Origin of the sequence: Aeromonas sp. OTU364 (assembly GCF_038440395.1) — a bacterium.
Lineage (GTDB): Bacteria > Pseudomonadota > Gammaproteobacteria > Enterobacterales > Aeromonadaceae > Aeromonas.
In genome coordinates this window covers 20,971-33,544 of the sequence record NZ_JASATR010000002.1, presented here as the reverse complement: position 1 = coordinate 33,544, position 12,574 = coordinate 20,971, and the positions used below count along the sequence as shown (strand labels likewise).

The following is a 12,574-nucleotide window of genomic DNA, read 5'->3' as shown; positions in this document are numbered from 1 at the left end:
CCTGAACAATGAATGATATCGCTGCCGTAACAGGACAACTGGCAAGACTCAGGGAATCCCTTCAGCAAAAACAGCAGGAGCTCGATGGCATGGCCACGTTCTCCGATGCCGAACGCACCCGCAGCATCCAGTTCATCGGCAAGCTGATGCAGGCCTGCCGTGGTCACGATCGTGAACTGGACAGCCGGCTCGCCAAGCTCAAGCAGAAGCTCGATGGCAACCCTCCCCTCTCCTCGCTCGACGCCGATCTCGCCGTCATCGAGAAGCTGTTGCAGCAACATGGCCACGCCATGGAGGAGTCCATCAGTCTGACCCGGGCCGCCATCGAACTGGGCAGCAAGCAGCTCAAGTCCTTGAAGGGCTTTCCGGAAGATACCCGTCGCTCCCTCAAGGAGTTTCTCGCGAGCCCCGAGGGCTATGGCATAGGCGATCACCAGAGGAAGGTGATCCGCTTGCTGGAGTTCTACCAGCAGGCCATCAAGATCCAGCTGCTGCCACGCCAGCCCCTGCTCGCCCCCGAGATGGCCACCGAGCTCTCCAACCCGGTGCCCACCGACTCCTTCGATATCAAGGCCCACGCCCAGATCTCCGATGAGCTGCAGCGGCTCATCACAGAGCTCGACTTTGCCGGCGCCGTGGGGGAGAGCCTGGCGGACATCCGTCGCCAGCTGCTGGGGGGGATCACCCCGCCCCTGCTGGCGGAGATCTGCCTGCAGATCATCGAGCTCATCATAGAGGGGACCCGGGAGGAGCGTAAATCTTCCCAGGCCTTCCTCAGCTCCCTCAACGAGAGCCTCTCGGCGGTGCACTTCAACTTCACCGAGTCCCTGGACGAGGGGCGGGCGCTGCAAAATGCCGCCCACCTCAGCGGCCAGGCGCTGGAGCGAGAGCTCGCCGCCATCGATCGCACCATGGCGACCCACAACTCCCCGCAGTCCCTCAAGGGAGCCATCTCCAGCCATCTGGACACCATACGCCGCCTGCAGCAGGAGCGGGAGGCCATGGCCGGCCGCGAGCGTCACCTGCTCACCCACCTCTCCAACATGGAAGCCAAGCTGCGGCTGATGAAGGAGGAGACGGCCGAGTACAAGAAGCGGCTCACCATCCAGAAGCACAAGCTGTTCCTCGACAGCCTGACCCAGGTGCACAACCGGGCGGCCCTCGACGAGCGGCTCGAGCTCGAGTACAAGCGTTGGCTGCGGTACGGCACCCCGCTGTGTCTGGCCATCATCGACATAGACCACTTCAAGAACATCAACGACAACTACGGCCACATGGCCGGGGACAAGGCCTTGAAGGTGGTCGCCAAGGCCCTGCAGAACGCCTTGCGCGACACCGACTTCATCGCCCGCTTCGGTGGGGAGGAGTTCGTGGTATTGCTACCGAACATCAATCCGGACAAGTTCCAAAAACCCCTGGAGAACCTGCGCCAGACGGTCAAGAGCATTCCGTTCAGGTTCAGAGACGCCAGGGTCGAGATCACCATCTCCATCGGCGCCACCCTGTTTCGCGAAGGGGACCACACTACGGACGCATTCGAGCGCGCCGACAAGGCACTCTACAGCTCCAAGAATCTGGGCCGGGATCAGGTCAATCTGGCCTGATCCCGGGTTGAACTGCGGCTAAAAAACAGGCAAACGCACCGCCCCCCTATTCCCCTGCCCCACCCCTTGCCTCTACTATCGAACTCGAGGGATGCCATGGCATCCCGTTTTCTCCCCAGGGAAAGCACAACGATAACAAGCGAGTGAAAGGGGAAATTATGATTACACACATCAATCCCGTGGGCAGCATGGACCTGCTGTCCCAACTTGAGGTGGATCGCCTCAAGCAGACCGCCTCCAGCGATATCTATCAACTGTTTCGCAACTGCTCGCTGGCGGTGCTCAACTCCGGCAGCCACACCGACAGCTCCAAAGAGATACTGGAGCGCTTCAAGTCCTTCGATATTCATGTGATCCGGCGCGAGCGCGGGGTCAAACTCGAGTTGTTCAATGCTCCCGAGCACGCCTTCGTCGATGGCGAGATCATCCGCGGCATCCAGGAGCACCTCTTCTCCGTGCTGCGCGACATCCTCTATGTCTCGACCCAGCTGGAGTCCAATCGCCTAGTCAACCTGACCAACTCCACCCACATCTCCAACGTGGTGTTCGCCATACTGCGCAACGCCAAGGCGATCCTGCCCGGCGCCGATCCCAACCTAGTGGTCTGCTGGGGCGGTCACTCCATCAACGAGGTGGAGTACCAGTACACTCGTGCCGTGGGCAGCGAGCTGGGCCTGCGGGAGCTCAACATCTGCACCGGCTGCGGCCCGGGTGCCATGGAAGGGCCCATGAAGGGGGCCGCCGTCGGCCACGCCAAGCAGCGGGTGCGCAACGGCCGCTATATCGGCCTCACCGAGCCCTCCATCATCGCCGCCGAGCCGCCGAACCCCATCGTCAACGAGCTGGTGATACTGCCGGACATCGAGAAGCGGCTGGAGGCCTTCGTGCGCCTGGGCCACGGCATCATCATCTTCCCGGGCGGGGTCGGCACCGCCGAGGAGCTGCTCTATCTGCTCGGCATCATGATGCACCCGGCCAACGAGCGGCAGCCCATGCCCATCATACTGACCGGTCCTAAGGAGAGCGCCGACTACTTCCGCGCCATCGACGACTTCGTCAAGGCCACCCTGGGTGAGCCGGCCACCAGCCTCTACCGCATCATCGTCGGGGATGCCCCGGAAGTGGCGCGGGTGATGAAGGAGGCGATGCCGAAGATCCGCGAGTACCGAAAATCCGTGGGGGATGCCTACTCCTTCAACTGGTCCCTGCGCATAGAGCCGGAGTTCCAGCTGCCGTTCGAGCCGGATCACGCCAGCATGGCGAGCCTGGATCTGCACCGCAACCAGCCGCCCCAGCTGCTGGCGGCGAACCTGAGGCGCGCCTTCTCCGGTATAGTGGCGGGCAACGTCAAGGAAGGGGGCATTCGCGCCATCGAGAAGAAGGGCCCCTTCAAGCTGCACGGCGACAAGGAGCTGATGCACCTGATGGACAGGCTGCTGGAGAGCTTCGTCAGGCAGCAGCGGATGAAGCTGCCTGGCAGCCAGTACATTCCCTGCTACGAAATCGTGAAATAAGGGCGCAGCGCCCGTGATGACAGGAGGGGCCCCAGGCCCCTCCTCCACTTCCCGGCCCTGGCGCCCGGGGTTAGCATGACGCCCATCCCTTGTTACAATGGGCCGTCCCGACCGCCAAGAGTGCTCCCTGCCATGCAACACCTCAGGCCACACCTGCTCATCATCGATGCCCTCAACCTCATCCGCCGCCTGCACGCGGTGCAGGCCCAGCAGGCGCTGACCCCGGCCCAGGCCCTGATCGCCACCCGCGCCAACCTCATCAATACCTGCAAGAAACTGCTGGCCGGCAGCGAGCCGACCCACGTCATCGCCGTGTTTGACGGCGAGGTGCACAGCTGGCGCAAGGAGATCTATCCGGCCTACAAGGAGGGGCGCACCCCCATGCCACAGGAGCTGAGGGAGGGGCTGGCCGACTTGCAGGACGCCTTCTGGGAGTGCGGTGTGGATGCCCTGCTCTCCCAGACCGACGAGGCGGACGATCTTATCGCCACGTTAGCCAGTGGAATTGCCCAGCACGGTGCCAGGGCCACCATCATCTCCACCGACAAGGGCTTCTGCCAGCTCATCTGCCCGCAGATCCGGGTGCGGGATTACTTCAACAAGCGCTGGCTGGACGAGGCCTTCGTCCGGCAGCAATATGGCGTCGCCCCGGCGCAGCTGGTGGACTTCTGGGCCCTGACCGGCATCGGCGGCTCCAACATCAAGGGAGTGCCGGGCATAGGGCCAAAGACGGCGACCCAGCTGCTGCAACAATACGGCGATCTGGCCGCCATGCTGGATGCCTGCTTGCAAGAAGACGCGGGCAAGCCTCTGCTCAAGCTGCGCCAGCACAAGGAGGAGGCCCTGCTGGCCCAGCGGCTGGTGCGGCTGCAGCGGGACATCCCCCTCGGTTTCAACCTGAGGGAGATCCGCTACCCGCCCGAGCCCGACTCGGGGGCGTGATCCCCGGCACACTATTCCCCAAAACAGGCCGTACCTGTTGACATAAATGGGAAAAATGTAAAGAAACATGGAGGAAGTGGTGCAAAAATGGTATAAAACCGCCGAATCCTCCCCCTCTGTTCCCTAGAAGTGGATACGTCTCATGTCAAAAAGAAAAATTACCGTCATTCCGGGCGACGGCATAGGCCCCAGCATCATCGAATCCGCCATCCAGATCCTGACCCACGCCGGCTGTGATTTTGACTATGACTACGCTGATGCCGGCCTGGTCGCGCTGGAGAAGCACGGCGAGCTGCTGCCCCAGTCCACCCTCGATTTGATTGAGAAGAACAAGGTCAGCCTCAAGGGCCCCCTCACCACGCCGGTCGGCGGCGGCTTCACCTCCATCAACGTCTCCCTGCGCAAGAAGTTCAACCTCTACGCCAACGTGCGCCCGGTGATCTCCTTCAAGGGCACCAGGAGCCGTTACGACAACATCGACATCATCACGGTGCGTGAAAACACCGAGGGCATGTACTCGGGCGCCGGCCAGAAGCGCAGCGATGACAACCAGAGCGCCGAGGCGATGAGCATCATCACCCGCGACGGTGCCGAACGCATCGTCACCTTCGCCTTCGAGCTGGCGCGCCAGGAAGGGCGCAAGAAGGTCACCATCATCCACAAGGCCAACATCCTCAAGTCCACTTCGGGCCTGTTCCTGGAAGTGGCGCGCGAGGTAGCTGCCCGCTATCCGGATATCCAGAACGAAGAGATGATAGTCGACGCCGCCTGCATGAATCTGGTGATGTACCCGGAGCGGTTCGATGTCATGGTCACCACCAACCTGTTCGGCGACATCCTCTCGGATCTCTGCGCCGGTCTGGTGGGTGGCCTAGGGATGGCCCCAGGTGCCAACATAGGTGAGGGCGCCGCCATCTTCGAAGCGGTGCACGGTTCGGCGCCGGACATCGCCGGCAAGAACATCGCCAACCCGACCTCGGTGATCCTCGCCTCCATCCAGATGCTGGAGTACCTGGGCATGCAGGACAAGGCCGAGCGCATCCGCGAGGCAGTGCGGGCGACCATCGAGTCCGGCGATCGGGTGACCCGGGATCTGGGGGGCACGGCCTCCACCAGCGAATTCACCCAGGCCATCATAGACCGTCTATAAATCATATCTAACTGATTGATTTAAAAAGGGAGCTTCGGCTCCCTTCGTTTTATACCGGATCCCCCTATCTCCCTTGTCAGATGAATACTATGTTCATATGAAGGATAAGGAGATCCATCATGCGTGCTACTTTCATCTTGCTGATCTTCAGCAGCAGTACCATGGCATTAGACAGGCCCATCGACAACGCCTGGTTGACACCGCCCCCTCAGCACGAGCCGCCGGCCAAGCAGACCTGGCAGTCCACCATAGACACCAACGACCTGCTCAAGAGCCCCAAGCCGCTCTCCCTCGGCGTGGACATCATGACCGACAGCAACGGCACCCAGCGGGTCACGCCCTACCAGAAACTCAATCTGACGGCCGAGAAGAGCGTGAGCCTCTCCTTCGAAAAGCACAAACCCAGGATCAAGTTCAACGCCGGTGGCCTCAATACCTCGGTCAAGCTCCGGGGGGACGGCGTCAAGATGCAGTTCAACCCCACCGACAAGACCATTCCGCTTCAGATCGAGCTCAAGATCACCGATGACGAGTCCATGATGCGTTTCGACTACCGCTTCTGATGACACCAGAAAACAAAAAACCGGACGGGGTCAGCCGTCCGGTTTTTATTTGGCGTCATACCAGGTGACGCGGGTGCCCTGCTCAGGACTTGGGTTCGAGCTTGGAGACCCAGAACTTGTTGTAGACGTGCACGGTGATTTCTTCCCGATCGTGGTAGAGCTGCTTGGCCTGGATCACGAACGCATTGTCGATCTCCTTGAGCATCTCCCGCAGCACCTCTATGTTGTGCACCGCCTCGGCATAGCGCTTCTTCATCGGCAGCTTGAGGTTGAACATGGCCTCCTGGCAGTCGTTCTCGCGGAACCAGTCGGCGATCATGTGAACCACCCGCGCCGGCTTGTCCACCATGTCGCACACCAGCCAGTAGGTGTTCTTCTTGCCTGGCCGCCAGACGAAGCCGTCGTCGCGAATGTGCTTGACCTGGCCGGTATCCATCAGGGACTGGGCCATGGAGCCGTTGTCCACCGCGGTCACCATCATGCCACGGCGCACCAGCTGATAGGTCCAGCCGCCCGGGCAGGCGCCCAGATCGACGGCCTTCATGCCGGAGGTGAGGCGCAGCTCCCACTCTTCCCGCGGCACGAACACATAGAAGGCCTCTTCCAGCTTGAGGCTGGAGCGGCTCGGGGCGTCCGGCGGGCAGCGCAGGCGCGGAATGCCCATGTGGAATTCGGAGTTGTTGAAGGAGTAGGAGTACCCCAGCAACAGGTGATCATTGGCCATGAAGAAGGCGTGGAACACCGGACGGTGCGGCGTCTCCTTCTTGGTCAGGATCTCGTTGCCACGCAGCGCCTGGCGCAGCGGCACCGTGAACTTGCGGCAGAAGGCAGAGAGCTCCTTCGCCTCGTTGGTATCGGCCGTTTCCACCCGCAGATCGCCACAGATGGCATAGTCACGGGTCGCCTCTATGATGGGGGAAACCCGATCGGAGAGGTCCAGATCCTTCAGCTCATGGGTCACCACCAGCATCTGGCGGATGAAGATGAGCTCACGGAACGGCAGCTTGCGTGCCAGCAGATCCGCCTGCTCCTCGTCATACAACTCGAAAATCACGTAACCGCTGTCGTCCTTGACCCGGGCGAAGCCGTAGCACTGCATGTTGCTGGCTCGTTCGGTGATCTCTGCCGCCGCCTCTTTCTCAAAACCCGGGCGGCAATAAAGCAGCAGATTATTCATTTTTTCCTCCAAGACGACAGCCGGCCCATATCAGAGCCGCCCATCCCAACATAAAACAGAGGCCACCGGCCGGGGTGATGAGCCCCAGCCCCTTGCTGCCAAGCAGCACCATGGCGTAAATACTGCCGGAGAATCCCAGGATCCCCAGCACAAAGGCCGTGCCGGCAAAGGTAATCACCTTGCTGCGCACGCCGCACCACCCCAGCACCAGCAGGGCCAGGGCGTGAAAAAACTGATACTGCACCGCGGTGTTGAACGCCGCCAGTAGTGAAGGGGCTATGCCGGTCGCCGCCAGCCCGTGAGCCCCATAGGCTCCCAGCATGGTGGCCGTCAGGCCGAAACAACCCGCCAGCACCAGCCAATGTCGATGGACTTGCATCCTCTCTCCTCGTTCTCTGCGCGTGGCCATCCCTTCAGACGCAGCGGGACGGGGTCGCCGCGATAAACCCCTTGATCCGCTCCGCAGCCTGTCGCAGGTTCTCCTGCTCGCTCACGCCGCTGGCCTTCCTCGGCTTGAAGCCATGATCCCCATCGGTCAGCCAGTGGACCGATACGGCGGGGGAGAAGGGGAAATCGGCCAGCTCGGCGCGAGAGCCAAAGGTGTCGCGCTCCCCCTGCAGCAGCAGGGTCGGCGTCGTGATCTGCTTGAGCACCTCACCCCGCCAGCGGTCGGGGCTGGCCGGGGGGTGGAAAGGATACCCGAGAATGAGCAATCCTGCAGCATTCATCTCGTCGCCCCCTTCGTGATAGAGCTCGGCCGCCATTCGCCCCCCCATGGACTTGCCCGCCAGAAACAACCTGGGGTGGGCAAACGCGCGCACCATCTCGCGCCAGTGGGCGAGCAGCACGGGCTGCCGGTCCGGCGGCCTGCGCTTGCCGTCCAGGGCCCGCCTGCTCATGTAGGGAAAGTTGAAGCGCACCACCTCGATATCCGGCCCCGCCAGCAGTCGCGACAGCTCGGCGAGAAAGGCATGATCCATGCCGGCGCCCGCGCCGTGGGCCAGCAGAATGCGAACGGGGGCGTCGCTCGCCCCCTCTCTTGTCACATCCATCCCCTCAGGCATCGGCGAGACGAGCCCGGCGACGGGCCTCCTCCTGCTCCACCAGCTCCAGCATCCAGTCGCGGAAGGCCACTATCTTGCCCTGATCGGACTGCTGCTCCTGGCACACCAGGTAGAAGGCATTCTTGCTCACCAGCACCTGCTCGAACGGGCAGATGAGGCGGCCCGCCTCGATCTCGGGCTGGGCCAGCACGCTGTGACCGAGCGCCACCCCCTGACCGTGGATCGCCGCCTGGATCACCATGGTGGAGTGGCTGAAGATGGGCCCCTGGTTGACGTTCGGGGCGTCGATGTCGAGCTGGCGGAACCAGGCCTTCCAGTCGCGTCGGGAGGTGTCGTGCAGCAGGGTGTGCCTGGTCAGATCCTCCGGGGTGCGCAGGGGCTTGGGGCCGGTCAGCAGCAGGGGGGAGCAGACCGGGATCAGATACTCGGTGTGCAGCTTGTCAGAGCGCAGCCCGGGCCAGTTGCCACGGCCGTAGTAGATGGCCACGTCCACGTCGTCGGTCAGGGAGCCCTCGTCCATGTCCACCGCCTTGATCCGCACATCGATGTCGGGGTGGCGCTCGCTGAACTTCACCAGCCTGGGCACCAGCCACTGGATGGCGAAACTCGGCTGCAGGGAGACGGTGAGCGCCCCCTTGGCGCTGCGGGCCAGCAGCTTGTCGGTGGCCTCTGAGATGGAGGCGAAGATGTCCTTGATGTCGAGGAAGTAGCTCTGTCCCTCCTCGGTCAGCAGCAGGGAGCGGTTCTTGCGACGGAACAGCTTGATGCCGAGGTACTCCTCCAGCGCCTTGATCTGGTGACTGATGGCGGCCTGAGTCACAAACAACTCTTCTGCTGCGCGGGTAAAGCTTAAGTGGCGAGCCGCTGCTTCGAATGCTTTCAGGGCATTGAGCGGGGGTAAACGACGAGACATGACACCAGCCGACGATGAGTTTTTCTAATGGGGCGCATTATAAATTGTCGGTTGCGGGTCGACCAGTGAATAAACATAATTCGCCACGCAATCCGTTGCCATATGGCTCACACCTTCTCTTCCATGTTGGTTTACATGTGGTTTTTGTGAGTGGGCCGACAGCGATTGTGGTGTTGTGTTTCTTCCTCTGCGGGAAGAAGGGCTAAATCGGACCGATTTAACCCAGTCTGTCATCTGAATGTGTTTGGCGCCTCCGGTTGGATGGCGCCTTTTTTCTTATCTCTACACCCTGAACTGCCCCACCAGTTGCTGCTGCTTGTCCGCCAGTTGCGACAACTCGCGCCCGTTGTCGGCCGAGGTGGCCGCCTCGGCCCTGATGGTGTGGCTCACGTCGCGGATGTTGCTGACGTTGCGGTTGATCTCGTCCGCCACCCCGCTCTGCTCCTGGGCCGCCCTGGCTATCTGCTCGTTCATCTGATGGATGGTGGCCACCGCATGGATGATCTGCTCCAGCACGCTGACCGACAGCTCCACCTTGCCGAGGGTCACATCCGCCTGGCTGTGGCCCGTCATGATCGCCTTCACCACAGCCTCCGTGCCCGACTGCAACTCGGTGATCAGCGTCTGGATCTCGACGATGGCATTCTGGGTACGACCCGCCAGGTTGCGGACCTCGTCGGCCACCACGGCGAAGCCGCGGCCCTGTTCACCGGCCCGCGCCGCCTCGATGGCGGCATTGAGCGCCAGCAGGTTGGTCTGTTCGGCTATTCCCTGGATGACGATGAGGATGTCGTTGATGTTGTCGCTGTTGGCGGCCAGCCGCTCCACCACGGGCTTGGCGTCGCTGATCACCGCCATCAGCCTGGACATCGCCTGCTGGGTATCGGCGACCACGGACTTGCCCTCCTGGGCCGCCATGTCCGCCTGGTTGGCCGCGCTCACCGCCGAACTGGCATTGCCCGCGACCTGCAGGGCGGTGGCGCTCAGCTCCTCGAACGCCGTGGCCACCAGATCCACCTCCTGATACTGGGACTGCATGCCGGCACTGGTGCGCTCGGCCCCTTGCGCCGCCAGCGACGCGCTGGCCCGGGTGCCGGCCACGGTATCGATCACCTGGCTGATGGTGGACTGCAGCTTGTCCAGGAAGTTGTTGAACCACTTCGCCAGCTCGCCGATCTCGTCATCGCGACGCAGGTCGATCCGCTGGGTCAGATCCCCCTCGCCGCTGGCGATGTCCTTGAGGCGGGCCACCACGGTGCGGATGGGGGCGACGATGCGCTGGGCCATCAGCCAGATGCAGAGCAGGGCAAGGGCTGAGATGGCCCCGCCGATCAGCAGCTGGGTGGCGACGCTGCGCTGGGACTGGCCCTCCAGCTCATCCTGCAGTTGCAGGGCGGAGGCGAGCACCACGGCGCGGGGCAGTTCGATGTAGATGCCCCACTTGCGATCCGTCCCGCGCATGCTGACCGGCACGAAGGTCTGCAACAGGGCGCCATCCGGGCTCCAGCGCGTGACCACCTCCCCCTTGGCGAGCCAGCCGTTGAGATCCGCCGACAGCCCCTGCTGCTCCAGGGTATCCCCAAGGGCGACCTTGAACCCTTCGACCCCGGCCACCCGCCCCTCGTGACTGAGCAGCAGCACCTTGCCCTGCCCGTCATAGAGCGTCTTGTCCATCTCCTCCACCAGGCTCTGCAAGGTGGCCAGCGAGATGTCGACCCCCACCATGCCGAGCAGATTGCCCTCTTCCAGCAGGGGGGCCGTCACAGAGGTCATCAGCACCTGCCGGGTGCCCACCTCGTCCACATAGGGATCGAGCAGACAGAGGGCCTTGCTGCGAATGCTGCAGCTGTACCAGTCATTCTCCAGGCCGCCGTGCCCGGAGGGCTTGTCGTCGGCCAGCAGCGCCTCGTCCATCACCTCCAGGGTCACCTTGCCATCGACTCTGGCCCAGTAACTGGAGAAGCGCCCCTTGTCGTTAGCCCCGAGCGCGGTCGAGCCCTGATAGTTGTCGTCTTCACCATCGAGCTGGTTGGGTTCGAATACCGCATAGACCCCGAGCAGATTGGCCGACGACTCCGCCGCGTCCTGCAACTGCTGGTTCACGGCATTGCGCAGCGCCTCGGAGTGAACGAAGTTGTCCGCCGCGTTCTTGCGCTGGAACAGTATGCCCTCCGCCAGCAGGGTGGCCCTGAAATAGGCCTCGTCGAGGTAGCTGGTCACTCTGGCCGCCTGGGTGGACCCCATGGCCTTCATCCAGTTTTCTGCCGCGTGCTGCCCCTCCAGGGTGGTGGAGGTGAGCACCTGCTCCTGCATGCGGGCCGCGTTGAAGAGGGAAGAGGCGACCAGTGCGGCGGCACTGGCCAACAGACAGCAACCGGCGATCAGGGTGATCCGTCCCTGAACAGAAAGAGAACTCATGCCACATTTCCTAACGTCTACAGATGTGAACACTGTATCGGTTTTGGACACAAAAACTTAACTAAATCAGCTGAGATCCAGGCTCAATTGGTTGATCTCCCCCGCCCCTGGCAGACCGACCACCAGACCGAGCAGGCGAATGGGTTTTCCTTGAGACCGTTGCAGCCCCTCGTGCAGCAGATCGTGGAATCGGGTCGCCTGGTAGCTCCCCTTGCGATAGACGGTGGTCTGGTGGAAATCGGCAAACTTCAGCTTGATCCCCTGCCCCATCAGCGCCTCCGCAGGACAAGCCCTGGCAAAGCGCAGCTCCAGCTCGGGGATGAGCCGGCCGAGCACCTCCCGGCAGGCGGCTTCATCTAGCACGTCGCTGGCGAGGGTCGTCTCCACCCCTATGCTCTTGCGTATCCGCCGGGCCTGTACCGGCTGATCGTCATGTCCCCAGATGCGGCCAGCCAGCATCTCCCCGAGCTTGCCGAAACGGCTCACCAGCTCCTCGTTGCCGAGCTGGCGGGCATCCTCGCAGGAGTAGAGCCCGAGGGACTCCAGCCGCTCCGCCGTCTTGCGGCCTATGCCGGGCAGCTTGCCGAGGGGCAGCTGGCGCACGAACTCGTCCACCTCCTGGGGGCGGATGACGAACAGGCCGTCCGGCTTGCGCTGCTCGGAGGCAAGCTTGGCCAGAAACTTGTTCGGCGCCACCCCGGCCGAGGCGGTCAATCCCAGTTCGAGGACGATGGCGGCGCGGATCTCGGCCGCCATCAGAGTGGCGCTGCCGCCGCAGTGGGGGCTGTCGGTGACATCCAGGTAGGCTTCATCGAGGGAGAGCGGCTCCACCTGCTCCGTGTAGCGCAGGAAGATGGCCTGCAACTGGCGGGAGGTCTCCTTGTAGACGGCCATCCGCCCGGGGATCAGCACCAGCGGCGGGCAGAGTTTCCTGGCCAGGGCGCTCGGCATGGCGGAGCGCACCCCGAAGCGGCGCGCCACATAGTTGCAGGTGGAGATGACGCCGCGCCTGTCGGCCGAGCCGCCGATGGCCAGCGGCACCTCCCGCAGGGCCGGGTTGTCCCGCATCTCCACCGCGGCGAAGAAGCAGTCCATGTCGATGTGAATGATCTTGCGCATGCCAGAGTCTGTTGAGCCGTCGGCGCCTGCCGCATGGTTGGGTGCACCGCCGCTGTCGTGATGAGGCGGCGACACCACTGTATGAATAACCAGTCAAGGCCCCATGCTAC

At 62.8% G+C, this 12,574-nt stretch carries 11 protein-coding genes; 5 read left to right on the top strand and 6 right to left on the bottom strand.

The genetic code is table 11. The features are described 5' to 3' along the window. Positions 1-8: 8 nt before the first annotated feature. The 5 genes from AAHB08_RS03055 (at position 9) to AAHB08_RS03035 (ending at position 5,773) form a co-directional block, all read left to right on the top strand. Positions 9-1,604, top strand: a complete 1,596-nt coding sequence (locus tag AAHB08_RS03055) for a GGDEF domain-containing protein (protein ID WP_342058072.1) — start codon at positions 9-11, stop codon at positions 1,602-1,604. A 158-nt stretch (positions 1,605-1,762) separates the two neighbouring features. Next, positions 1,763-3,118, top strand: coding sequence for a nucleotide 5'-monophosphate nucleosidase PpnN (gene ppnN, locus AAHB08_RS03050; protein ID WP_041206266.1), 1,356 nt, complete (start codon positions 1,763-1,765; stop codon positions 3,116-3,118). 132 nt (positions 3,119-3,250) lie between these two features. Beyond that, positions 3,251-4,060: a flap endonuclease Xni gene (gene xni / locus AAHB08_RS03045; protein ID WP_342058071.1), complete on the top strand. Its 810-nt coding sequence runs from the start codon at positions 3,251-3,253 to the stop codon at positions 4,058-4,060. 142 nt (positions 4,061-4,202) lie between these two features. Further along, on the top strand, positions 4,203-5,210 hold the full coding sequence (locus AAHB08_RS03040; RefSeq protein ID WP_025327939.1) for an isocitrate dehydrogenase: 1,008 nt from the start codon (positions 4,203-4,205) through the stop codon (positions 5,208-5,210). Positions 5,211-5,329: 119 nt separating this feature from the next. Continuing rightward, positions 5,330-5,773, top strand: coding sequence for a hypothetical protein (locus tag AAHB08_RS03035; RefSeq protein WP_202046953.1), 444 nt, complete (start codon positions 5,330-5,332; stop codon positions 5,771-5,773). Between the two features lie 82 nt (positions 5,774-5,855). Here the strand turns inward: AAHB08_RS03035 and rlmM are convergent, their stop codons facing one another. The 6 genes from rlmM to dinB all read right to left on the bottom strand — a co-directional run bounded on the left by rlmM (position 5,856) and on the right by dinB (position 12,464). Continuing rightward, on the bottom strand, positions 5,856-6,950 hold the full coding sequence (gene rlmM, locus AAHB08_RS03030; protein WP_025327941.1) for a 23S rRNA (cytidine(2498)-2'-O)-methyltransferase RlmM: 1,095 nt from the start codon (positions 6,948-6,950) through the stop codon (positions 5,856-5,858). Next, positions 6,943-7,329 (bottom strand): DUF423 domain-containing protein, encoded by a 387-nt coding sequence (locus AAHB08_RS03025; protein ID WP_043130931.1) that lies wholly within the window; start codon positions 7,327-7,329, stop codon positions 6,943-6,945. The genes rlmM and AAHB08_RS03025 overlap by 8 nt, the downstream gene beginning before the upstream one ends. Positions 7,330-7,363: 34 nt before the next feature. Then, positions 7,364-8,002 (bottom strand): alpha/beta family hydrolase, encoded by a 639-nt coding sequence (locus AAHB08_RS03020; RefSeq protein ID WP_446699500.1) that lies wholly within the window; start codon positions 8,000-8,002, stop codon positions 7,364-7,366. A 4-nt stretch (positions 8,003-8,006) separates the two neighbouring features. Continuing rightward, the gene (locus AAHB08_RS03015; protein WP_042649544.1) at positions 8,007-8,927 is read right to left on the bottom strand and encodes a transcriptional regulator GcvA; all 921 of its coding nucleotides are present in this window, start codon (positions 8,925-8,927) and stop codon (positions 8,007-8,009) included. A 282-nt stretch (positions 8,928-9,209) separates the two neighbouring features. Then, positions 9,210-11,345, bottom strand: a complete 2,136-nt coding sequence (locus AAHB08_RS03010) for a methyl-accepting chemotaxis protein (RefSeq protein WP_342058069.1) — start codon at positions 11,343-11,345, stop codon at positions 9,210-9,212. 66 nt (positions 11,346-11,411) lie between these two features. Then, positions 11,412-12,464: a DNA polymerase IV gene (dinB, locus tag AAHB08_RS03005; RefSeq protein WP_342058068.1), complete on the bottom strand. Its 1,053-nt coding sequence runs from the start codon at positions 12,462-12,464 to the stop codon at positions 11,412-11,414. Between the last annotated feature and the right edge of the window lie 110 nt (positions 12,465-12,574).

Coding starts and splice junctions, on each gene's coding strand:
- AAHB08_RS03055 (WP_342058072.1), top strand. CDS start 9: ATGAATGATATCGCTGCCGTAACAGGACAACTGGCAAGACTCAGGGAA.
- ppnN (WP_041206266.1), top strand. CDS start 1,763: ATGATTACACACATCAATCCCGTGGGCAGCATGGACCTGCTGTCCCAA.
- xni (WP_342058071.1), top strand. CDS start 3,251: ATGCAACACCTCAGGCCACACCTGCTCATCATCGATGCCCTCAACCTC.
- AAHB08_RS03040 (WP_025327939.1), top strand. CDS start 4,203: ATGTCAAAAAGAAAAATTACCGTCATTCCGGGCGACGGCATAGGCCCC.
- AAHB08_RS03035 (WP_202046953.1), top strand. CDS start 5,330: ATGCGTGCTACTTTCATCTTGCTGATCTTCAGCAGCAGTACCATGGCA.
- rlmM (WP_025327941.1), bottom strand. CDS start 6,950: ATGAATAATCTGCTGCTTTATTGCCGCCCGGGTTTTGAGAAAGAGGCG.
- AAHB08_RS03025 (WP_043130931.1), bottom strand. CDS start 7,329: ATGCAAGTCCATCGACATTGGCTGGTGCTGGCGGGTTGTTTCGGCCTG.
- AAHB08_RS03020 (WP_446699500.1), bottom strand. CDS start 8,002: ATGGATGTGACAAGAGAGGGGGCGAGCGACGCCCCCGTTCGCATTCTG.
- AAHB08_RS03015 (WP_042649544.1), bottom strand. CDS start 8,927: ATGTCTCGTCGTTTACCCCCGCTCAATGCCCTGAAAGCATTCGAAGCA.
- AAHB08_RS03010 (WP_342058069.1), bottom strand. CDS start 11,345: ATGAGTTCTCTTTCTGTTCAGGGACGGATCACCCTGATCGCCGGTTGC.
- dinB (WP_342058068.1), bottom strand. CDS start 12,464: ATGCGCAAGATCATTCACATCGACATGGACTGCTTCTTCGCCGCGGTG.